The sequence below is a fragment of the Rathayibacter caricis DSM 15933 genome, assembly GCF_003044275.1.
Taxonomy (GTDB): Bacteria; Actinomycetota; Actinomycetes; order Actinomycetales; family Microbacteriaceae; genus Rathayibacter; species Rathayibacter caricis.
Genome location: NZ_PZPL01000001.1, coordinates 3,086,271 through 3,107,071 on the forward strand (window position 1 = coordinate 3,086,271; position 20,801 = coordinate 3,107,071).

Consider the following 20,801-nt stretch of genomic DNA (forward strand, 5'->3'; position numbering starts at 1 on the left):
ACGGTGTCGTGCGAGCGGGAACGGAGCCGGCCGGGCCGCGGGGGCCCGGCCGGACGGTCAGACGACCGGGACGAGCAGGGCGACGGGGAGGCCGCCGCCGAGGATCTCCGCGACGGGGGTGACCCCACCGGCGAAGGTCCGTCCGGTGAGCAGATCCTCGACCGGGTGGCCCGGCAGCACGACGACGGTGCCGCCCCAGCCGCCGGCCTCGACCAGCCGGTGCGGGAGCCGCGTCGCGACCGTCAGGGCGCCGCCCCGGTCGAAGGCGACGGCGTGCTCGGCCGCCTCGCCGATCGCCGAGACCGGCGCGTAGCGGGTGAACAGCTCCGGCCGGTCGCGGCGCAGCCGCAGCGCGCGCGAGGTGACGAGCAGCTTGGCGGCCCCCTCCTCGTCGATCGGCGGCAGCCAGCCGCCGTCGATCCGCTCGAGCAGCGCGCGGCGCTCGGCGAAGTCGACCGGGCGGCGGTTGTCGGGGTCCACGAGCGAGGTCTCCCACAGCTCGCTCCCCTGGTAGACGTCGGGGGTCCCGGGGGCGGTCAGCTGCACGAGCTTCGCCGAGAGGCTGTTCGACCAGCCGATCCCCTTCACCCGGGCGACGGTCCCCTCGATCAGGCTCCGCACGCGGGAGTCGTCGAAGGCGGCGTCCACGGCGGCGTGCATCCGCTCCTCGAACGCCTCGTCGGGCGCGGTCCACGTCGTCGAGCTGCCGGCTTCGCGCGACGCCTTCTCGGCGTACGCGTGCAGCCGCTCCCGCGACGCGGGCCAGGATCCGACGATCGCCTCCCAGAGGAGGTGCTCGACGGGACCGTCGCCGAAGCCGACGAGCGAGTGCAGCGAGCGCAGAGTCTCGGCCCAGACCTCGGGCTCCTCCGCCAGCGCGGTGATCCTGGCGCGGGTGTCCTCCCCGCGCTTCGTGTCGTGCGTCGAGAGGGTCGTGAGCGAGGCGGGGAACGAGGACTGCCGCACGCCCTGCCGGCGGTGGAACTCCTCGAGGTCGATCGCGAACTCGTCCGGGTCGGCCCCGACCTCGTTGAGCGACGTGAGCCGGCTGTAGCGGTAGAACGCCGTGTCCTCGACGCCCTTCGCCATCACCATGCCGGAGGTCTGCTGGAACCGGACGGAGACGGCGGTGCCGGTCTCGCCGAGCAGCGCGGCGACCCGGTCGATCGTGTCGGCGATCTCGGGTCGGCGCCGCACCGCGTCGAGGCGGGCGTGCTCCAGGTGCTCGGCGCCGTAGGGCAGGTAGCTGCGATAGACCGGGAAGGTCGCGAGCAGCTCGGCGAGAGCGTCGTCCGCCCCGTCCACCGAGGGGATCAGCCGCGCGAGGCGGAGCACCTCGGAGCGCAGGATCCCGTCGGCGATGCCGCGCTTCGTGTCGTGGATGAGGTCGGCCCAGACGACCGGCGGTCCGCCGTGGCCGAGCTCGGCGTCCAGTCCTTCGAGCACGCTCCGCGCCTCCGGGTCCACGAGGATCCGGTCGATGTCCGCGAGGGCGTCGTAGCCGGTGGTCCCGACGGTCGCCCAGTGCGCGGGCAGCGCCTCGTCGCCCTCGAGGATCTTCTCGACCCAGACCGGTGCCCCGCCGATGGCGCGGGCGAGGTCGTCGAGGTACCCGCCCGGGTCGGCGAGTCCGTCGGGGTGGTCCACCCGGAGGCCGTCCGCGAGCCCCTCGGTGAACCAGCGCACGATCTCGGCGTGCGAGGCGTCGAACACCTCGGGACGCTCGACCGTGATGGCGGCGAGGGTGTTCACCGCGAAGAAGCGGCGGTAGTTCAGCTCGGCGTCCGCGCGCCGCCAGTTGACGAGCTCGTAGCTCTGCCGCGCGTGCACCGTGCGTCCGGAGTCGCCGGGATGCGCCGTCCCCGGAGCGATCGGCAGGCGGTTCTCGTAGTAGTGCAACTCGTCGCCGACGACCTCGAGCGCGTCGAGCTCGCTGTCGCTGTCGCCCTCGCTCGCGCCGTCGCCCAGGATCGGCACGCGCAGCTTCCCGCCGCCCGCCTCCCAGTCGACGTCGAACGCGGACGCGTAGCGCGAGGACGTCCCGTTCTTCAGGAGGTCCCACCACCACGAGTTCTCACTCGGCGTCGCGACGCCCATGTGGTTCGGCACGATGTCGATGAGCACGCCCAAGCCCTCGGCCTTCGCCGCAGCGGAGGCGTGGGCCAGTCCCTCGCCGCCGCCGCGGGCCGGGTCGACCTGCGAGTGGTCGACGACGTCGTAGCCGTGGTCGGAGCCCGGCTCCGCCGTCAGCAACGGCGAGAAGTAGAGCCAGTCGGCGCCCAGGGAGCGCACGTAATCGGCGACCTGCGCCGCCTCGTCGAGATCGAAGCCGGAGCGGATCTGGAGTCGGTAGGTCGAAGCGGGCAGTCGCACGTCAGGCTCCTGTCGAAGAGGCGGTCGCGGAGTCGGTCGACTCCGAGTGGGGGCTGGTGGAGGCGATGATCGGGATCGCGGAGGTCGCGGCCAGCGAGGCCAGCGAGGCGGCCACCGAGTGGTCCACCTCCGGCTCCGGGGCGCTGTGCTCCTGGAGGATCACGAGCGACTTGGCCTGCACCGTCAGCATCGCGCCGGCCGGACGCGGGATCGAGTCCGCCTCGGCGCCCGCGGTGTCCACGAGCACGCTCCACAGCGCGGCGTACTCGTCGCTGGGCACCGAGAACTCCACGTCGACGTCGTCGGCGTTGAAGTAGAGGAGGAAGCTGTCGTCCGTCACGGGCAGTCCGCGCTCGTCGCGCTCGCGGATCCCGTTGCCGTTGAGGTAGATGCCGACCGAGCGGCCCAGGCCCGAGTCCCAGTCCTCCGGCGACATCTCCGTGCCGTCGGCCTTGAACCAGACGATGTCGGGCAGGGGCTCCTCCGAGCCGCGGACGACGGGCCGGCCGTCGAAGAAGCGGCCGCGGCGGAACGTGGGATGCTCGGCGCGCAGGCGGATCAGCGCGGCCGTGAACTCCAGCAGCGGGCGATCCGCGGTCGACCAGTCGATCCAGGTCAGCTCGCTGTCCTGGGCGTAGGTGTTGTTGTTGCCGTTCTGCGAGCGGCCCAGCTCGTCGCCGTGCAGGATCATCGGCACGCCCTGCGAGATGAGCATGGTCGCCAGGAAGTTGCGCTGCTGCCGGGCGCGGAGGCCCAGGACCTTCGGGTCGTCCGTCGGCCCCTCGACTCCGTGGTTCCAGGAGCGGTTGTGCGACTCCCCGTCGTTGTTGTCCTCGCCGTTGGCGTCGTTGTGCTTCTCGTTGTACGAGACGAGGTCGCGCAGGGTGAACCCGTCGTGGGCCGTCACGAAGTTGATCGAGGCGACCGGGCGGCGACCGGAGCGCGCGTACAGGTCGGCCGATCCGGTCAGCCGTGAGGCGAACTCGCCCAGCGTCGACGGCTCGCCGCGCCAGAAGTCGCGGACCGTGTCGCGGTACTTGCCGTTCCACTCCGTCCACTGCGGCGGGAAGTTGCCGACCTGGTAGCCGCCGGGTCCGACATCCCACGGCTCGGCGATGAGCTTGACCTGCGAGACCACCGGATCCTGCTGCACGAGCTCGAAGAAGGTCGAGAGCCGGTCGACGTCGTAGAACTCGCGGGCGAGCGCCGAGGCGAGGTCGAAGCGGAAGCCGTCGACGCGCATCTCGGTCACCCAGTAGCGCAGCGAGTCCATGATCAGCTGCAGCGAGTGGGGGTGCCGGACGTTGAGGGTGTTCCCGGTCCCGGTGTAGTCCATGTAGTAGCGCTTGTCGTCGTCGACGAGCCGGTAGTACGCCTCGTTGTCGATGCCGCGGAACGAGAGCGACGGGCCGAGGTGGTTCCCTTCGGCGGTGTGGTTGTAGACCACGTCGAGGATGACCTCGATGCCGGCCGCGTGCAGCGCGCGCACCATGCTCTTGAACTCCTGGACCTGCTGGCCCTGGTCACCCGTGGACGAGTAGGTGTTCTGCGGTGCGAAGAAGCCGATCGTGTTGTAGCCCCAGTAGTTCGAGAGGCCCTTCTCGATCAGGGTCGAGTCGTTGACGAACTGGTGCACCGGCATCAGCTCGATCGCCGTGATGCCCAGGTGCTTGAGGTGCGCGATGACCGCGGGGTGCGCGACGCCCGCGTACGTGCCGCGCAGCTCCTCCGGGATGTCGGGGTGGCTCTTCGTGAGCCCCTTCACGTGCGCCTCGTAGATGACCGTGCGGTCGTAGGAGATGCGCGGACGGCGGTCCCCCGCCCAGTCGAAGAACGGGTTGATGACGACGCCCATCATCATGTGCGGCGCCGAGTCCTCGTCGTTCGTCGAGTCCGGGTCGCCGAAGGTGTACGAGAAGAGCGACTGGTCCCAGTCGATCTCGCCCGAGACGGCCTTCGCGTAGGGGTCGAGCAGCAGCTTGTTCGGGTTGCAGCGCTGCCCTGCGGCCGGGTCGTACGGGCCGTGGATGCGGTAGCCGTACTTCTGGCCGGGCTGCACCTGCGGCAGGTAGCAGTGCCAGACGTAGGCGTCCGATTCGAGCACGTCGACGCGCGTCTCGGTGCCGTCGTCGTCGAACAGGCAGAGCTCGACGCGCTCGGCGACCTCGCTGAAGAGAGCGAAGTTCGTGCCGCTTCCGTCGAAAGTGGCGCCCAAGGGGTAGGCGGTTCCGGGCCAGGTCTCCACGAGACTCCTCTGGGGTGTGGTCTCGGGCGATCCGGATGAGGCCGTCGTTCGGTCCGCGGATGCCCGACGTCGGGGGTGATGGTCCATCACCTTCGCGACGGACCGACTGCCCACCTTAGCGAGGGGCTCCTCCCGCTCACCCGGGAGCCGCTCGTCGGCGGGGGTCACCGGGCGCCGTCCTCGAGTGCAACGAGCGGGCGCATCGCGACGAGCGGGAGGAGCGGCGAGGTCACGTCTCGAACAGTACGGGCGGCGCCGATCCCGCCGGAGGGGCTGGCGCCGCGCCGGGCCGATCGGCTATCGCCCCGTCGCGCTCAGTGCGAGCCGATCCTCCGCCGCAGCAGGTCGATGCGCGCCTGCAGCTGGGTGACGCTGGCCTGGGCGACGGCCGGCCCGCCGCAGAGCCGCCGCAGCTCGGTGTGCACCTGGCCGTGGGTCTCCCCCGTGTTGCGCGCCCACAGCCCGACGAGCGAGTTCAGGAGGCTCCGCTGCTCCTTGAGGGTGCGGTAGAGCGGCGCGGGGATCTCGCTCTCCTTCGCCTCCGGAGCTGCCGCGGCGCCCGGGCGGGTGCCGGCGCGCTTCGCCTGCCGCTGCTGCCGGTGCTGCAGGAGCTCGCGCACCTGGTCGGGCTCGAGGAGCCCGGGGAGGCCGATGAAGTCGAGCTCCTCCTCGCTCTCGACCTCGACCTCCATGCCGAACTCGGCGCCCTCGTAGACGACCCGGTCGAAGGTCGCGGCGGAGCCGAGCGACTCGAACCGCCCCTCCTCGAGCAGATCGGAGGACGCCTTCTCCTGCCGCTCGGCGTCGGCCATCAGGTCGGCCTCGGGGTACTCCTCGTCGTCCGAGCTCTTCCGGTCGAGCGCGTGGTCGCGCTGCTGCTCCATCGAGCTCGCGAGCGCGAGCAGCCCCGGCACGTTCGGGAGGAAGATCGACGCGGTCTCGCCGCGGCGCCGGGCCCGCACGAAGCGGCCGATCGCCTGCGCGAAGAACAGCGGAGTCGACGCCGACGTCGCGTAGACGCCCACGGCCAGCCGCGGCACGTCCACGCCCTCCGACACCATCCGCACGGCGACCATCCACCGGCTGGTGTCCTTCGAGAACTCCTCGATCCGGTCGCTCGCCTCCTTCTCGTCCGAGAGGACGACGGTGACGGGCTCACCGCTGATCTCGCGCAGCATCGCGGCATAGGCGCGGGCGGCGTAGTGGTCGGTCGCGATCACCAGCCCGCCGGCGTCGGGGATCGCGCGGCGCACCTCGCTGAGGCGCGTGTTGGCGGCGCGCAGCACCGACGGGATCCAGTCGCCCTTGGGGTCCAGCGCCGTGCGCCACGCCTGAGAGGTGATGTCCTTCGTGTTGCCCTCGCCGAGCCGCGCCTCCATCTCGTCGCCGGCCTTCGACTTCCAGCGCATCTGACCCGCGTACACCATGAAGAGCACCGGGCGGACGACGCCGTCGGCCAGGGCGCGGCCGTACCCGTAGGCGTAATCGGTCAGCGAGGTGCGGATGCCCTCCTCGTCGGGCAGGTAGCTGACGAACGGGATCGGCGCCGTGTCCGAGCGGAACGGCGTCCCGGTCAGCGACAGGCGCCGCACGGCGGGCTCGAACGCCTCGCGGATCGCGTCGCCCCAGCTGAGCGCGTCGCCGCCGTGGTGCACCTCGTCGAGGATCACGAGCGAGCGCCCCGAGAGGGTGAGCTCGCGGTGGAGCTCCGGGCGCACCGCGATCTGCGCGTAGGTGACGGCGACGCCGTGGTAGTGCCGGGCGTGGCGCCCCATCCGGTTCGTGAAGGTGGGGTCCAGGCGGATGCCGACGCGGTGCGCGGCCTCGGCCCACTGGCGCTTGAGGTGCTCGGTCGGAGCGACCACGGTGATGCGGTCGACGGTGCGGTTGTGCAGCAGCTCGGCCGCGAGCCGGAGGGCGAAGGTCGTCTTGCCCGCGCCGGGGGTCGCAGCGGCGAGGAAGTCGCGCGGCTCGGTCTGGAAGTACGCCTCGAGCGCCTCCGCCTGCCAGGCCCGCAGCTTGTTCGCCGTGCCCCACGGAGCTCGGCCCGGGAACGACGGGGACAGGTGCTCCGCAGCGGAGGTGCCGACCTGATGACCGAAGCTCGAGGGACTGTTCACGTGCGCCAACGGTAGCCGACGCCACCGACGCGGGGGCCGGGTCCGCGCGATCGGGCGCCGCACCGGGCGTGGCCTGGGCGTGTCGCGATCGTCCGCGCGACGGATCCGGCTCACCGCGTCGCGGAGCAGAATGGAGGGATGGTCGAGCAGCGTCATCCGTGGTCCCGCTACGTCGCCCTGGGCGATTCGTTCACCGAGGGGATCGGCGATCCCGAGCCCGCCAGCCCCGGCGGTCACCGCGGATGGGCCGACCGCGTCGCCGAGGTGCTGGGCAGCCAGGTCGACGACTTCGCCTACGCGAACCTGGCCGTCCGCGGGAAGCTGCTCCAGCAGATCCTCGACGAGCAGGTCGAGCCGGCGCTGGAGCTGCGCCCGGACCTCATCACGATCTCCGCGGGCGGCAACGACGTGATCCGCCCGGGCACCGACCCGGACGACATCGCCGCGCGCTTCGAGTCGGGCCTGGAGCGGCTGCGCGCGGACGACGCGACGGTCGTGCTCTTCACCGGCGTCGACGTCGGCTTCTCCCCCGTCTTCGGGCGCATCCGCGGCAAGGTCGCGATCTACAACGAGAACCTGCGCGCGCTCGCCAAGCGCTACGACTGCATCGTCGCCGACCAGTGGTCGCTGCAGGAGATCCAGGACGTGCGGATGTGGGCGCCCGACCGCCTGCACCTCAACCCGCACGGGCACCACGAGGTCGCCCGCATGGTTCTCGAGGCGCTCGCCGTCGAGAACTCGCTCCGGCCGCTCGCTCCGGAGCCGCTGCCCACGCCGACCTGGCGCGCGGCGCGCACCGAGGACGTGAAGTGGGCGCGCGAGTACCTCGTGCCGTGGGTGCTGCGGCGCGTGCGCCACCAGTCCTCGGGCGACTTCATCACGGCCAAGCGCCCGTCCGCGGAGCCCTACCGTGCCGACGCCGAGCGCGCGCAGCCCGCCCCCTCCGCACCGGGCACCGCGGCGCCGGGCAACGCGACGCCCGAGGAGGTCGCCGCCGACATCGCGACGGCCGGCGTCCGCATCGTCGTCGAGGGCGACTGAGCGCTAGCCCACCGGCTCCGACTAGCCGAGCAGCTCCGCCGGGTGCGAGGCGCGCCAGCCGAACCCCGGATCCTCGATCGATCCGTCCGCGACGAGGGGCAGCTCGTAGGGCGTGCCGTTGACGCTCACGGTCGCGGTCCCGACGCCCGCTCCGTCGGCCACCGTCTCGAGCGGATCGAGCTCGACCGTCGTCGAGGTCGTGACCGCTCCCCAGGTCAGCACCGACCGCGCCTCGGGGGTCTCGGCCACGGCCGACTCGCCCCAGAGGCTCGTGTACGAGCCGAAGTCCTGCCCCTCGGTCGTCAGCGGTACCGTGCGGAACCCCGCCTCGACGCTCGGCAGCAGGGTCAGGATGTCCGAGGCGAGCTGCGGATGCGTCCGCGCGCCCACGACGACGCCGACGAGCGTCACCGGCTCGCCCTCGACGACGGTGTCCACCGAGAACAGGAGGCACGATCCCGCCTCGTCCGTCGTCCCCGTCTTGATCCCGTCCACTCCCCCGCGCCCGAGGAGCGTGTTGGTGTTCTGCACCACGCCCACCCCGGGGACGTCCGCGCGGGGCAGGGCGACGATCGGCGCCAGCACCGGATCAGCGACGAGCAGCTCGCCCAGGCGCACCATGTCGGAGGTGGTGCTCACGGTGTCGGGCGAGAGCCCGCTCGTGTCGGTGACGACCGTGCGCGTCAGCCCCTGCTGGTCGAGCCAGGTGCGCGCGGCGGCGAGGTACGCCTCCTCCGAGCCGAAGGCCCAGATCGCGAGGGACTTCGAGTAGTTGTTCGCGGACGGCAGCATCAGCACCGTCAGCGCCTCGCGCTGCGTCAGCTCGAGGCCCGCGGAGACGGGCGCGACGGAGCCGTTCTCGGCCAGCGAGTCGGTGTAGTGGCCGACGTCGGCACTGGTGAAGGTGATGTCCGCGCCGTCGGTCCCGTCGGCGATCGGCCGCGCGGCGAGGATCACCAGCGCCGTCACGACCTTCGCGATGCTCCCGGTGGGCACGGGCTCGGTCGAGCCGTAGCTCGCGAGCACGCCGTCCTGCTCGGCGTCGTCGAATCCGACTGCTCCGATCGCCCCGGAGCCGTACGCCGGCCAGGCGAGCACCGGAGCCTCCGTCGTCGCCCCGGGCGTCTGCGCCACGAGGGCGGTCGCGACGGGCAGCTCGGCGCTCGCCGCGGTCGCGGAGTAGGCGCCGCCCGCGCCGACCAGGACGACGGCGAGCGCGCCCCCGATGATCGCACCGACGCGGCGCCGACGGGGCGGAGGGCCGGCAGGCTGCTCCGGCAGGACCGCTCCGAGCACGTCGATCGGCGAGTCGTCGGGTCGCGTCGGGGAGCTCACCCCGTCATCGTAGGCGCGGTGTCCGCCCGATCCTCGGAGGGTGCGGCCGCGCGCGTCAGCGCCCAGAGCGCCACCGCTCCGGCGGACGCCACGTTCAGCGAGTCGACCCCGTGCAGCATCGGGATCGTGACCACGGTGTCCGCCGCGTCGAGAGCGGCCCGGCTCAACCCGTCCCCTTCTGCTCCGAGCACGATCGCCACGCGCTCGGGGCGCCGGGCGGCGTAGACGTCCAGCGGCACCGCGTCCGGCGCCAGAGCGAGTGCCGCGATCGAGAACCCGGAGGCGAGCAGCTCGTCCCGCGCCGGCCCCCACTCCGGCGTCCTGGTCCACGGCACCTGCAGCACCGTGCCCATGCTGACCCGCACGCTGCGGCGGTAGAGCGGATCCGCGCACCGCGGCGTCACGAGGACGGCGTCCGCCCCCATCCCGGCGGCCGCGCGGAACACCGCGCCGACGTTCGTGTGGTCGACGAGGTCCTCGAGGATCACGACGAGGCGGGCGTCCGCGAGCAGCTCCGTCACGGTGGGCAGCACGGGCCGGTGCATCGAGGCCAGCGCCCCGCGGTGCAGGTGGAACCCGGTCAGCTCCTCGATGGTCTCGTCGGGCGCCACGAACACCGGGACCTCGGGGAAGCGCTCGAGCACGTCCGCCGCGTCCCCGAGCCGCTTCTCCTGCACCAGGACCGAGCGCGGGCGGTGCCCGGCGTCCAGGGCCCGGCCGATCACCTTGGCCGACTCCGCGATGTAGAGCCCGCCCTCCGGCTCCAGCACCCGCCGCAGGGCGACGTCCGTCAGCCGGTGGTAGTCGGCGAGGAGGGGGTGGTCGAGGTCCGCGATGTGCACGATCGGCATCCCGGCACCCTAGGGCCTGTCGAACGGGATGCCGCGCACGCGACGGCGATCCCCTCTTCACAGCCCTCGGGCACCGCGGCGCTCTAGACTTCGAGACGGGCCCGCCGCGCACGCGGAGGGATCACCGACGGGAGGCGCGGATGGAGTCGAGTCCGACACCGGTCGAGGACGGCACCCGTGCCGACGCGATCGAGCAGGCCGTCGAACTCCTCACCGGGCGGCGCATCGCCGCCGTCACCGGCGCGGGCGTCAGCACCGACTCCGGCATCCCGGACTACCGCGGAGCCGGCGCGCCGGTGCGCACCCCGATGACCTACTCGCAGTTCGTCGCCGACCCCGACTACCGCAAGCGGTACTGGGCCGGCAGCCAGATCGGCTGGCGGCGCTTCACGAGCACGCTCCCCAACGACGGGCACCGCGCCCTGGCCCGACTCGAGGAGCGGGGCGTCCTGACCGGAGTCGTCACCCAGAACGTCGACGGGCTGCACGTCCGCGCCGGATCCCGCCGAGTCGTCGACCTGCACGGCTCCGCCGACCGCGTCCGCTGCATGACCTGCGGGCAGTACTTCGCCCGCGACGCCGTGGCCGACCGGATCGCCGAGGCGAACCCCTGGCTCGACGACCCGGACGTCTCCTCCCTCAACCCCGACGGAGACGCCGAGGTGCACGACGTCTCGGCGATGACCGTGCCCGACTGCACCGTCTGCGGCGGGATCCTCAAGCCCGACATCGTGTTCTTCGGCGAGTTCATCCCCACCGAGCGGTTCCAGGAGGCGCGCGCCATCGTCGCCGGCGCCGACGCCCTCCTCGTGGCCGGCTCCTCCCTCGTCGTCAACTCCGGCATCCGCTTCCTCGAGATCGCCCGCCGCGGCAAGATGCCGATCGTCATCGTCAACCGCGGCACGACCAAGGGCGACGGCCGCGCCGCGATCAAGATCGACGGCGGCACGAGCGAGGTCCTGCGGATCCTCGCCGACCGCCTCCCCGCCCGCTGACCCGGGCATCCTCCCCTCCCCGCACCTCGAGAGGCTCCCGTGACCCAGCTCACCCTCGTCCGCCACGGCCAGACCGACTGGAACGCGGCGCGCCGCATCCAGGGAGCGAGCGACATCCCGCTGAACGACACCGGCCGTTCGCAGGCGCGGGCGGCCGCGCGGATCCTCGGCGAGCGGGAGTGGGACGCGGTCGTCGCGAGTCCGCTGCAGCGCGCCTACCAGACGGGTGCCGTCATCGCCCGGGGTCTGGGCCTCGACGAGCCGCTCGTCGTGCCCGGGCTGGCCGAGCGCGCCTACGGCGAGGCCGAGGGCATGACCGGGGACGACCTCCGCGCCCTCTTCCCCGGCGGCATCGAGGGTGAGCGCATCCCCGGCTGCGAGACCCGCGCCGAGGTGGTCGCACGGGCGACGGAGGCGCTGCTCGAGGTCGCGGAGCGCTTCCCCGACCAGCGGGTGATCGTGGCGACGCACGGCGCCGTCATCGGCAGCCTCCTCCGCTCGCTCAGCGAGGACGCGCTGCCGCCGCAGGGGATCACCGTCGGCAACGGGTCGCGGCACGACTTCGCGATCGTCGACGGCGCCCTGCGGATCGTCGCCTTCGACGACTCCGGTGACGTGGTGGTCGTGGACGCCGATCTCGACGACGTCCTCAGCCCCGCCGCTCCCTAGGGCCTGTCGAGCGAGGTCAGCAGCTCGTAGAGCACCCGGGCGGAGTCGCGCCACGAGTACGCCGCCGCGCGCTCGCGCGACCGCTCCGAACGCTCCGTCCATACCGCCGCATCCTCGAGCGAGCGGACTCCGCGCGCCACGTCCTTCGCACTGCCCGGATCCACCAGGACCGCGGCGTCCCCGCCGATCTCGCGGAAGATCGGGATGTCGCTGACGACGACGGGGGTGCCGAGCGCCATCGCCTCGACCAGCGGGATCCCGAAGCCCTCGTCGCGGCTCGCGCTGACGAGGGCGGTCGCGCGCGCGAGCACCGACCGGTACGTGGCGTCGTCCGCGCCCTGGTGGAACACCAGCTTCGCCGTCGGGGCGAGCGAGCGCAGCGTCTCGACCGTCTCGTCGCTCGCCCGGCTCATCAGGTGGAGCTCGTAGTCGGGCAGGAGCCGCATCGCGCGGGCCAGCGTCTCGACGTTCTTGTAGGGCATGTAGGAGCCCATGTACACGAGCGAGCGGGCGTCGGAGCGGTCGGGCAGCGACGCGGCCAGCGCGGCGCTCGCCTCGTCGGGGTCGCCCGCCGCATTCGGCACCACCACGACCGGACGGGTCGTCAGGCGGTGCTCCCGGATCAGCTCGCGGGTGGTCTCCGACACCGTCACCACGGCGTCGGCCCGCTGCAGCAGTCGGCGCTGCGGCCACCAGGACAGGTGGTAGAGGCGCCACAGCCCGCGGACGGGCAGCGGCAGATCGCGCGGGGGCGTGCGGTGGCGGTAGTAGATGAGGTCGTGCACGGTCAGCACCAGGCGGTAGCGGCGTCCGAGCGACCCCATGGTCTGCATCGGCGAGAAGACCACGTCCGGCTTCAGCCGGTTCACGAGGAGCGCCACGAACGGCTCGAACGGACCGGTCGGCGACGTCACCTTCTCCCACGGCAGGTCGGGCAGCAGCGCGAGCTGGCGGCGGTCGCTGATCAGCATCGTCACGTCGTGCAGAGCCGAGAGCTCGCGGACGAGCTCGGAGGTGTAGCGGCTGATGCCGTCGTGGCGCTCGAGCCGGGTGTAGCGGCAGTCGACGACGATCCTCATCGGTCGATCCCCTCCTCGAGGGCGCGGCGGAGCACCGCGGCGGCCTCGTCCGGCGTCTCGTAGTGGATGAGGTGGCCGACCCCGTCGATCACGTGCAGCCGGGCGTGCGGGAGCGCCGCGAGCAGGCGGTGCTGCGCGGCGAGCGGCGTGATGTCGTCCTGCGCCGCCGCGATCAGCAGCGTCGGCACCGCCAGGCGCTGGGCGTACTCGCTCACGTCGTGCGAGACCGAGGCGCGGAACGCCTCCAGGACCGTGTCGCGCGACGCGAAGGCGCTGAAGTAGCGGTCGTGCTGGTCGTGCACGAAGCGCCGAAGACCGGCGTCCTTCGTCTTCACCATCGACAGGCTCATCACGCGCACGATCCGCGGATCGCGCAGCAGCCGGTACCCGAGAGTCCGCGGCAGCACCGCTCCGAGCCGGTAGTAGAGCACCGCGAGCCGCGTCAGCACTCCCCGAGGGCCGGCGAGGGCCGGAGCCGCGATCGGATTGACGAGCACGAGCAGCGGAGTCGGCAGCCCCGACGCGACGGCCGCCGCGGCCACGATCGAGCCGAAGGAGTGACCGAGCACCACGGCCTCGCCGCGGAGCCCGAGCACGTCCAGGAACTCACCCAGCCAGGCCGCGTAGCCCTCCACGTCGTGCGCGTGCGCCGTCATGGGCGGGGACGCGCCGAATCCCGGCAGGTCCGGAGCGATGACGCGGACGTCCGCCCCTCCCCCGAGCAGACGGGCGATCACCGGCTCCAGACCGTGGTGCTCGCCGCGGAAGCCGTGCACGAGCACGATCACCGTCGCCGCGTCGTCCGAGCCGTAGCTCCAGTAGGCGGTGGACGCCCCCGGGACGGCCGCGGCGGCCTCCCGGATCGGGAGTCGTCCGAGGTCGGCGGCGTAGGGCGAAGCGACGGTCATCTCGGTCCCCATCGTAGGCAAGACCGCCCGAACTTCTCGCCGCAACGCCTTGCGTGGCCGCGATCCGAGCCGGGAGCATGAGGACGCGCTCGCTTCGCGACGCATCGCCCCGTCCTCCGTGACGGTCATCCGCTCAGGCAGCAGCAGAAGGAGCACCGTGAGCTTCACGTCGCCGATCCAACTCCCCGGACTCGCCCTCGATCCCCAGTGGTACCGCCGTGCGGTGTTCTACGAGGTCATGATCCGGTCGTACTACGACTCGAACGGGGACGGCGCCGGGGACATCAACGGACTGGCCTCCAAGCTCGACTACCTGCAGTGGCTCGGCATCGACGCGCTCTGGCTGCCGCCCTTCTACATGTCGCCGCTGCGCGACGGCGGCTACGACGTCTCGGACTTCAAGGCGATCCTCCCCGAGTTCGGCACGATGGAGGACTTCCGCGACCTGGTCCGCAAGGCGCACGAGCGCAACATGCGCATCGTCATGGACTTCCCGCTCAACCACACGAGCGACCAGCACGAGTGGTTCCAGCAGTCGCGGTCGGACCCCGAGGGCCCGTACGGCGACTTCTACGTCTGGAACGACACCGACGACCGCTACCCCGACATCCGCATCATCTTCGTCGACACCGAGGACTCGAACTGGGCGTTCGACTCCGAGCGCCGGCAGTTCTACTTCCACCGCTTCTTCTCGCACCAGCCTGACCTCAACTTCGAGAACCCGGCCGTCCGCGAGGCGATCCACGACGTGGTGAAGTTCTGGCTCGACCTCGGCGTCGACGGCATCCGGCTGGACGCGATCCCCTACCTCTACGAGTCCGACGAGGGCAACGGCGAGGGCGAGCCGCCCACCCACGACTTCATCAAGAACCTCCGCCAGATGGTCGACCGGGACTACCCGGGCCGCATCCTGATCGCGGAGGCGAACCAGTGGCCGCGCGAGGTCGCCGCGTTCTTCGGCACCGAGGAGGAGCCGGAGTGCCACATGGCCTTCGACTTCCCGGTCATGCCGCGCATCTTCTACTCCCTTCGCGCGCAGACGGCGAACGAGCTGAAGAAGGTCCTCTCCGAGACCTTCGACATCCCCACCGGAGCCGCGTGGGGCGTGTTCCTGCGCAACCACGACGAGCTCACGCTCGAGATGGTCTCGGAGGAGTACCGCCAGGCGATGTACGGCTGGTACGCCTACGACCCGCGGATGCGCTCCAACATCGGCATCCGGCGTCGCCTCGCACCGCTGCTCGACAACTCCCGCGCCGAGCTCGAGCTGATCAACGCCCTCCTCTTCTCGCTCGCGGGCAGCCCGTTCCTCTACTACGGCGACGAGATCGGGATGGGCGACAACATCTGGCTCAACGACCGCGACGCCTCCCGCACGCCGATGCAGTGGACACCCGACCGCAACGCCGGCTTCTCGGCCGCCGACCCCGGCAAGCTCGTGCAGCCCATCGTGCAGTCGCTCGTCTACCACTACAACCAGGTGAATGTGGAGGCTCAGCTCGCGCAGTCCCGCTCGCTCCTGCACTGGATGCGGAACGTGCTGCACGTGCGCCGCGGCCACCCGGCCTTCGGCCTCGGCTCGATGCGGGTGCTCGAGACGGACCACGAGTCGGTGCTCGCCTTCGTGCGCGACTACGCCGGGTCCGGCTCCGCCATGGGCGACCAGCCCGAGGAGGTGCTGTGCGTCTTCAGCTTCAACCACAACCCGGTGTCGGTGACCATCACCGACCCCGAGAACCCCGGCTCCGCGCTGAGCGACCTGTTCGGCGGCGGACGCTTCCCCGGCTTCTCGGCGGACGGCACCCTCACGATGACCCTCGGCACGCAGGGCTTCTTCTGGCTGCACGTCGCGAAAGCGGACCACGACCGATGAACCACTCGTGAGCACGCCGCGGGGCCTCCGACCGATGTCGGAGGCCCCGTTTAGGCTGTCCGCGTGAGCATCACCGCAACGACCGAGCCGACCCTGTTCGACGACGGCGCGTTCGAGGCCCTCCCGTCCGACGAGGCTCGCGCCGCTCCGGTACCCGCCGAGCTCGCGCCCGCCGAGGGCGCGCCCTGGTTCGACCTCCTCGCCGTCTTCGATCTCGAGACCACGGGCATCGACGTCCGCACGAGCCGCATCGTGACCGCGCACGTCGGAGTGATCGGAGCCGACGGAGAGGCGATCGAGGGCACCACGTGGCTCGCCGATCCGGGAGTCGAGATCCCCGCGGGGGCCAGCGCCGTGCACGGCATCAGCACCGAGCACGCGCGCGAGCACGGCCGCCCGGCGGGCGAGGTCGTCGCCGAGGTGTCCGAGGCGCTCCGCTCCCTGCTCGCCCGCGGCATCCCGGTCGTCGTCTACAACGCCCCCTACGATCTCTCGCTGCTCGCCCACGAGGCGCGACGCTGGGGTGTGCCGGTCCTGATCGATCCGAGCCCGGTCGTCGATCCCCTCGTCATCGACAAGGCCGTCGACCGCTACCGCAAGGGCAAGCGCACCCTCACCCTCGCCGCCGAGCACTACGGAGTGAGCCTCACCGACGCCCACGACGCCGGAGCCGACGCCGTCGCGGCGGGCAGGGTCGCCCAGGCGCTCGGCCGCGCCTTCGCCGACGAGCTCGGAGTGGGCGCCGACGCCCTGCACGCGCTGCAGATCGACTGGTGCCGCGACCAGGCCGAGTCGTTCCAGGAGTACATGCGCCGCGTCCGCGACGAGGCCTTCGTCGCCGACGGCGCCTGGCCCGTGCGCCACTGACGCCGCCTAAGTGAGCGTCCGACCCTCCCGGAGCAGGCCCACGTACTCGCGGATCCGGCGCTCGCGCGACTCCGGCCGCTTCAACTGCTGCAGGCGGAAGAGGAACGCGAAGCGCTTCTGCCCGCCCACGGTCGCGAAGAACGCCGCCGCCTCCGGGTCGGCCTCCAGGGCCGCCAGCAGGTCCGGAGGCACCTCCGCGCCCTTCTGCCGGTACGCCGCGTCCCAGCGGCCGTCCGCCTTGGCGCGCTCGATCTCCGCGAGTCCGGCGGGGCGCATCCGGCCCTCTTCGATCAACCGGGCGACGTGCTCGCGGTTCACCTGCGACCACGGACTGGCCCGGCGACGCGGGGTGAAGGCCTGCAGCGTGAACTGCTCGTCGAACGCGCCGGCCTGCCCGTCGATCCAGCCGTGGCAGAGCGCCACGTCGAGGGCCTCGGCGTAGGTCAGACCGGGATCGACCGCCGCCTTCTTGCGCAGCTTCAGACGCACCCCGCCGGGATCCGGGGAGTCCGACAGGTACGCCTCCCACTCCTCCGCGGTGACGACGGGGAGGATCGGCTTGTCGGCGAAGGACACCATGCCCGGACGCTACCGCACCGGCATCGCCCGGGACACGACGAAGGGCCCCCGACCGCGAGGTCGAGGGCCCTTCGAGGAGTGGCTACTTGCCGAAGTTCTTGTAGCGGCTGTTGAACTTCTCGACGCGGCCGGCCGAGTCCATGATGCGCTGCTTGCCCGTGTAGAACGGGTGCGAGGCCGACGAGATCTCGACGTCGATGACCGGGTAGGTGACGCCGTCGAGCTCGATGGTCTTGCTGCTCTTCGCCGTCGAACGGGTGAGGAAGGTCTCACCGGAGGCGAGGTCGCGGAAGACGATCGGCGCGTACTCGGGGTGGATGTCGGTCTTCATGGCGTGTCCTGTCGTTGGTGGTCCTGAACCGCACCTGTCGTCGACGGGAACGGGTGGAAGGGTGGTGGGCGCAACGCGAACGGGCCCGAACCAGATACCGAGAATAGCAGATCGTGCGGCCGTCGAGGAGGGGATCCGCGGCGCGGCGGACCCGGTCGATCAGCGGCGGGCGCGAGCCGAGTACCGGCCGTCCTCGCGGGTGAGGGCGATGTCGAGTCCGAACGTCTCGGAGAGCGTCTGCTCGGTCAGGGCCTCGGCCAGCGGCCCGGCGGCGACGGCCTTCCCGTCGCGCAGCAGGAGCGCGTGGGTGAAGCCGTCGGGGATCTCCTCGACGTGGTGGGTGACCATCACGATCGCGGGCGACGCCGGGTCCTTCGCGAAACCGCTGAGGAGCGCGACGAGCTCCTCGCGGGCGCCGAGGTCGAGGCTCGCGGCCGGCTCGTCGAGCAGGAGGAGCTCGGGGTCGGTCATGATCGCACGCGCGATCTGCACCCGCTTCTGCTCGCCGTCCGAGAGCGTGCCGAACGTGCGGTCCGCGAGGTGGTCGAGCTTCCACTCGGCGAGCACGCGGCGGGCGCGGCGCTCGTCGACGGCGTCGTACGACTCGTTCCAGCGACCGGTCACCGAGTAGGCGGCGGTCATCACGACGTCCAGGACCGATTCGTCCACCGGCAGGCGGCGGGCCATCGCGGTCGAGGCGTAGCCGATGCGCGGGCGCAGCTCGAAGACGTCGACTCGGCCGAGGGTCTCGTCGAGGATCCCGGCGGTGCCGGTCGAGGGGTAGTTCTGCGCCGCGGCGATCTGCAGGATCGAGGTCTTGCCCGCGCCGTTGGGTCCGAGGACGACCCAGCGGTCCTCCTCGGCGACGGCCCACTCGATGTGATCGAGGATCCGCTTGCCGTTCCGGACGAAGGAGACATCGGAGAACGAGACGACGCTGGGCATGCGTCCCATCCTAAAGGGCGAGGGCGGAGGGATCAGACGAGCGAGTCGTAGATCGCCCGGGTGTCCCGCGCGATCTGCGTCCAGCTGAAATCGCTCTGCGCCCGCTCGCGGCCCGCCGCTCCCATGCGCTTGGCCGCCTCGGGATCCGCGACCACCTCGGCGAGAGCCGCCGCGAGGTCCGCGACGTAGCGGTCGGGGTCGACCGGGGTGCCGGTGCCGTCGGTGACCTGCTCGATCGGGACCAGGCGGCCCGTCACTCCGTCCACGACGACCTCGGGGATGCCGCCGGTGGCCGTGCCGACGACCGCGGCCCCGCACGCCATGGCCTCGAGGTTCACGATGCCGAGCGGCTCGTAGATCGACGGGCAGACGAACGTCGTCGCCGCGGTCAGCACCGCGGAGAGCTCGTGACGAGGGAGGTGGCGGTCGATCCAGACGACGCCGGTCCGCTCCTCCTGCAGCCCGCGCACCAGCGCGGTGACCTCCGCCATGATCTCGGGGGTGTCGGGAGCGCCCGCGCACAGCACGAGCTGCACCTCGGGAGGGAGCGTCGCCGCCGCGCGCAGGAGGTACGGGAGCCCCTTCTGCCGCGTGATGCGGCCGACGAAGACCACCGACGGGCGGGAGGGGTCGATGCCGAGGCTCTCGAGGACCGCCTCGTCCTCGACGGGGTGCCACGCGTCGAGATCGATGCCGTTGTAGACCACGTGCACCTTCGCCGGGTCCAGCGCCGGGTAGGAGCGGAGGATGTCGGCGCGCATGCCGCCGGAGACCGCGATCACGGCGTCCGCGGTCTCGTACGCCTCGCGCTCGATCCAGCTCGAGACGCGGTAGCCGCCGCCGAGCTGCTCGGCCTTCCAGGGGCGCAGCGGCTCGAGGCTGTGCGCCGAGACCACGTGCGGGACGCCGTGGAGCAGCTGGGCGAGACGGCCCGCCGCGTTCGCGTACCAGGTGTGCGAGTGCACGAGGTCGGCTCCCGCCGCGTCCTGCGCGATCTGCAGGTCGACGCCGAGGGTCTGGAGTGCTCCATTGGCCTGGGCGAGTTCGGCGGGGACCGGGTACGCGAACGCTCCCGGCTCGTCCCGGGGAGCTCCGAAGCAGCGGACCACGACCTCGATGTCGTGGCGCAGCGCCTTGGTGAGCTCGGCGACATGGACGCCGGCTCCTCCGTACACCTCGGGCGGGTATTCCTTGGTCAGCAGATCGACTCGCACACCCCGAACCGTAGTACAGCCGATTCCCCGGCGACAGCAGGGGTCTTCGGCGGGGCCCCACCCCCTACTGTTGAGCCATGCAGTCAAAGAAGATCTTCGGCATCGTCCTCGCCGGCGGCGAGGGCAAGCGGCTCATGCCCCTCACGGCCGATCGCGCCAAGCCCGCGGTCCCGTTCGGCGGCCAGTACCGCCTGATCGACTTCGCGCTGTCGAACCTGATCAACTCGGGGCTCACGCAGATCGTCGTGCTGACGCAGTACAAGTCGCACTCGCTCGACCGCCACGTCTCGCAGACCTGGCGCCTCTCGGGTCTGCTCAACTCCTACGTCGCCTCCGTGCCCGCGCAGCAGCGTCTGGGCAAGCGCTGGTTCAGCGGCTCCGCCGACGCGATCCTGCAGAGCCTCAACCTGATCCGCGACGAGAAGCCCGACATCGTCGTCGTGGTCGGCGCCGATCACGTGTACCGCATGGACTTCTCGCAGATGATCGACGCCCACATCAAGTCGGGTGCGAAGGCCACGGTCGCGGCGATCCGCCAGCCGATCGAGCTGGCCGACCAGTTCGGAGTCATCCAGCTCGCGGGCGACGAGGCGGGCGACGGCGTCGTCCCCACCAAGATCGCCGAGTTCCTCGAGAAGCCCAAGGACGCGGTCGGCCTGGCCGACTCGCCCCACGAGGTGCTCGCCTCGATGGGCAACTACGTCTTCGACGCCGACGCGCTGATCGACGCGGTCATCCGCGACGGAGAACTGTCGACCTCCGACCACGACATGGGCGGCGACATCATCCCCGACTTCGTCGCGCGCGGCGAGGCGGGCGTGTACGACCTCAAGCTCAACGAGGTCCCCGGATCGACCGATCGCGACCGCTACTACTGGCGCGACGTCGGCACCATCGACTCCTTCTTCGAGGCGCACCAGGACCTCATCTCGGCGCTGCCCGTCTTCAACCTCTACAACCAGCAGTGGCCGATCTTCTCGTCGCAGCTCAACTCGCCCCCCGCGAAGATCGTGCGGGACGGCAAGGGCAACATGGGCTCGACCGTCGACTCGGTCGTCTCGCTCGGCACCGTCATCTCGGGCGCGCACATCGAGCGCAGCGTCGTGGGACCGTGGACCGTCATCGAGTCGAACGCGACCGTGACCGACTCGGTGGTCTTCGACAAGGTCCGCATCGGCCCGGACGCGCTGGTCGTCCGCGCTATCCTCGACAAGGACGTCGTCGTCGAGCCCGGCGCGCGGGTCGGCGTGGATCACGATCACGACCGCGAGCGCGGGTTCACCGTCACCGACTCGGGGATCACCGTGGTCGGCAAGGGCGTCGTCGTCCGCCCGTAGCACCCCAACGGGCCGAGAGCACTGCGCTTCCGCGCGTCC

The 20,801-nt window shown here is 71.6% G+C and carries 17 protein-coding genes; 6 read left to right on the forward strand and 11 right to left on the reverse strand.

All coding sequences use genetic code 11. The features are described 5' to 3' along the window. Nucleotides 1–57 precede the first annotated feature (57 nt). From treY to C1I63_RS14385, 3 genes are all read right to left on the reverse strand, one after another. A complete protein-coding gene (gene treY, locus C1I63_RS14375; RefSeq protein ID WP_107575220.1) occupies nucleotides 58–2,373 on the reverse strand; it encodes a malto-oligosyltrehalose synthase in 2,316 nt (771 codons plus the stop codon). 1 nt (nucleotide 2,374) lies between these two features. Next, complete coding sequence (gene glgX, locus C1I63_RS14380) at nucleotides 2,375–4,618, reverse strand: glycogen debranching protein GlgX (protein WP_055792061.1); 2,244 nt, start codon at nucleotides 4,616–4,618, stop codon at nucleotides 2,375–2,377. A 314-nt stretch (nucleotides 4,619–4,932) separates the two neighbouring features. Continuing rightward, a complete protein-coding gene (locus tag C1I63_RS14385; protein WP_230670567.1) occupies nucleotides 4,933–6,738 on the reverse strand; it encodes a DEAD/DEAH box helicase in 1,806 nt (601 codons plus the stop codon). A gap of 138 nt (nucleotides 6,739–6,876) precedes the next feature. On the opposite strand from C1I63_RS14385, the gene C1I63_RS14390 reads away from it, so the two are divergent. Continuing rightward, nucleotides 6,877–7,779, forward strand: a complete 903-nt coding sequence (locus C1I63_RS14390) for an SGNH/GDSL hydrolase family protein (RefSeq protein ID WP_107575222.1) — start codon at nucleotides 6,877–6,879, stop codon at nucleotides 7,777–7,779. A gap of 21 nt (nucleotides 7,780–7,800) precedes the next feature. Here C1I63_RS14390 and C1I63_RS14395 read toward each other — a convergent pair whose 3' ends face one another. Further along, nucleotides 7,801–9,114: a D-alanyl-D-alanine carboxypeptidase family protein gene (locus C1I63_RS14395; protein WP_170116394.1), complete on the reverse strand. Its 1,314-nt coding sequence runs from the start codon at nucleotides 9,112–9,114 to the stop codon at nucleotides 7,801–7,803. Further along, a complete protein-coding gene (locus C1I63_RS14400) occupies nucleotides 9,111–9,965 on the reverse strand; it encodes a TrmH family RNA methyltransferase (protein WP_107575224.1) in 855 nt (284 codons plus the stop codon). The genes C1I63_RS14395 and C1I63_RS14400 overlap by 4 nt, the downstream gene beginning before the upstream one ends. Before the next feature lie 140 nt (nucleotides 9,966–10,105). Here C1I63_RS14400 and C1I63_RS14405 point away from each other — a divergent pair, with 140 nt between their 5' ends. Beyond that, nucleotides 10,106–10,960 carry a Sir2 family NAD-dependent protein deacetylase gene (locus C1I63_RS14405; protein ID WP_107575225.1) on the forward strand — a complete coding sequence of 285 codons (855 nt, stop codon included), beginning with the start codon at nucleotides 10,106–10,108 and terminating at the stop codon, nucleotides 10,958–10,960. 39 nt (nucleotides 10,961–10,999) lie between these two features. Next, a complete protein-coding gene (locus C1I63_RS14410) occupies nucleotides 11,000–11,629 on the forward strand; it encodes a histidine phosphatase family protein (RefSeq protein WP_107575226.1) in 630 nt (209 codons plus the stop codon). Here C1I63_RS14410 and C1I63_RS14415 read toward each other — a convergent pair. Continuing rightward, entirely contained in the window at nucleotides 11,626–12,708 is a 1,083-nt protein-coding gene (locus C1I63_RS14415) for a glycosyltransferase family 4 protein (RefSeq protein ID WP_107575227.1), read from the reverse strand. The two genes, C1I63_RS14410 and C1I63_RS14415, sit on opposite strands and share 4 nt — an antisense overlap. Continuing rightward, the gene (locus tag C1I63_RS14420) at nucleotides 12,705–13,616 is read right to left on the reverse strand and encodes an alpha/beta fold hydrolase (protein ID WP_107575228.1); all 912 of its coding nucleotides are present in this window, start codon (nucleotides 13,614–13,616) and stop codon (nucleotides 12,705–12,707) included. The genes C1I63_RS14415 and C1I63_RS14420 overlap by 4 nt, the downstream gene beginning before the upstream one ends. 157 nt (nucleotides 13,617–13,773) lie before the next feature. Here C1I63_RS14420 and treS point away from each other — a divergent pair, with 157 nt between their 5' ends. Together treS and C1I63_RS14430 are read left to right on the forward strand one after the other, a co-directional pair. Further along, nucleotides 13,774–15,489, forward strand: a complete 1,716-nt coding sequence (treS, locus tag C1I63_RS14425; protein WP_055792044.1) for a maltose alpha-D-glucosyltransferase — start codon at nucleotides 13,774–13,776, stop codon at nucleotides 15,487–15,489. A 63-nt stretch (nucleotides 15,490–15,552) separates the two neighbouring features. Beyond that, nucleotides 15,553–16,356, forward strand: a complete 804-nt coding sequence (locus C1I63_RS14430; RefSeq protein ID WP_280523127.1) for a 3'-5' exonuclease — start codon at nucleotides 15,553–15,555, stop codon at nucleotides 16,354–16,356. Nucleotides 16,357–16,362: 6 nt separating this feature from the next. Here C1I63_RS14430 and C1I63_RS14435 read toward each other — a convergent pair whose 3' ends face one another. The 4 genes from C1I63_RS14435 to glgA all read right to left on the reverse strand — a co-directional run bounded on the left by C1I63_RS14435 (nucleotide 16,363) and on the right by glgA (nucleotide 19,425). Next, the gene (locus tag C1I63_RS14435) at nucleotides 16,363–16,935 is read right to left on the reverse strand and encodes a YdeI/OmpD-associated family protein (protein WP_107575229.1); all 573 of its coding nucleotides are present in this window, start codon (nucleotides 16,933–16,935) and stop codon (nucleotides 16,363–16,365) included. An 82-nt stretch (nucleotides 16,936–17,017) separates the two neighbouring features. Beyond that, a complete protein-coding gene (locus tag C1I63_RS14440) occupies nucleotides 17,018–17,266 on the reverse strand; it encodes a type B 50S ribosomal protein L31 (RefSeq protein ID WP_055792039.1) in 249 nt (82 codons plus the stop codon). A 159-nt stretch (nucleotides 17,267–17,425) separates the two neighbouring features. Continuing rightward, the gene (locus C1I63_RS14445; RefSeq protein ID WP_055792036.1) at nucleotides 17,426–18,211 is read right to left on the reverse strand and encodes an ABC transporter ATP-binding protein; all 786 of its coding nucleotides are present in this window, start codon (nucleotides 18,209–18,211) and stop codon (nucleotides 17,426–17,428) included. A gap of 32 nt (nucleotides 18,212–18,243) precedes the next feature. Further along, nucleotides 18,244–19,425, reverse strand: a complete 1,182-nt coding sequence (gene glgA / locus C1I63_RS14450) for a glycogen synthase (protein WP_055792033.1) — start codon at nucleotides 19,423–19,425, stop codon at nucleotides 18,244–18,246. Between the two features lie 77 nt (nucleotides 19,426–19,502). On the opposite strand from glgA, the gene C1I63_RS14455 reads away from it, so the two are divergent. Beyond that, nucleotides 19,503–20,762, forward strand: a complete 1,260-nt coding sequence (locus C1I63_RS14455; protein WP_055792030.1) for a glucose-1-phosphate adenylyltransferase — start codon at nucleotides 19,503–19,505, stop codon at nucleotides 20,760–20,762. The last annotated feature ends 39 nt before the right edge of the window (nucleotides 20,763–20,801 follow it).

Coding starts and splice junctions, on each gene's coding strand:
- C1I63_RS14455 (WP_055792030.1), top strand. CDS start 19,503: ATGCAGTCAAAGAAGATCTTCGGCATCGTCCTCGCCGGCGGCGAGGGC.
- C1I63_RS14400 (WP_107575224.1), bottom strand. CDS start 9,965: ATGCCGATCGTGCACATCGCGGACCTCGACCACCCCCTCCTCGCCGAC.
- C1I63_RS14390 (WP_107575222.1), top strand. CDS start 6,877: ATGGTCGAGCAGCGTCATCCGTGGTCCCGCTACGTCGCCCTGGGCGAT.
- C1I63_RS14415 (WP_107575227.1), bottom strand. CDS start 12,708: ATGAGGATCGTCGTCGACTGCCGCTACACCCGGCTCGAGCGCCACGAC.
- C1I63_RS14420 (WP_107575228.1), bottom strand. CDS start 13,616: ATGACCGTCGCTTCGCCCTACGCCGCCGACCTCGGACGACTCCCGATC.
- C1I63_RS14405 (WP_107575225.1), top strand. CDS start 10,106: ATGGAGTCGAGTCCGACACCGGTCGAGGACGGCACCCGTGCCGACGCG.
- C1I63_RS14435 (WP_107575229.1), bottom strand. CDS start 16,935: ATGGTGTCCTTCGCCGACAAGCCGATCCTCCCCGTCGTCACCGCGGAG.
- C1I63_RS14440 (WP_055792039.1), bottom strand. CDS start 17,266: ATGAAGACCGACATCCACCCCGAGTACGCGCCGATCGTCTTCCGCGAC.
- C1I63_RS14445 (WP_055792036.1), bottom strand. CDS start 18,211: ATGCCCAGCGTCGTCTCGTTCTCCGATGTCTCCTTCGTCCGGAACGGC.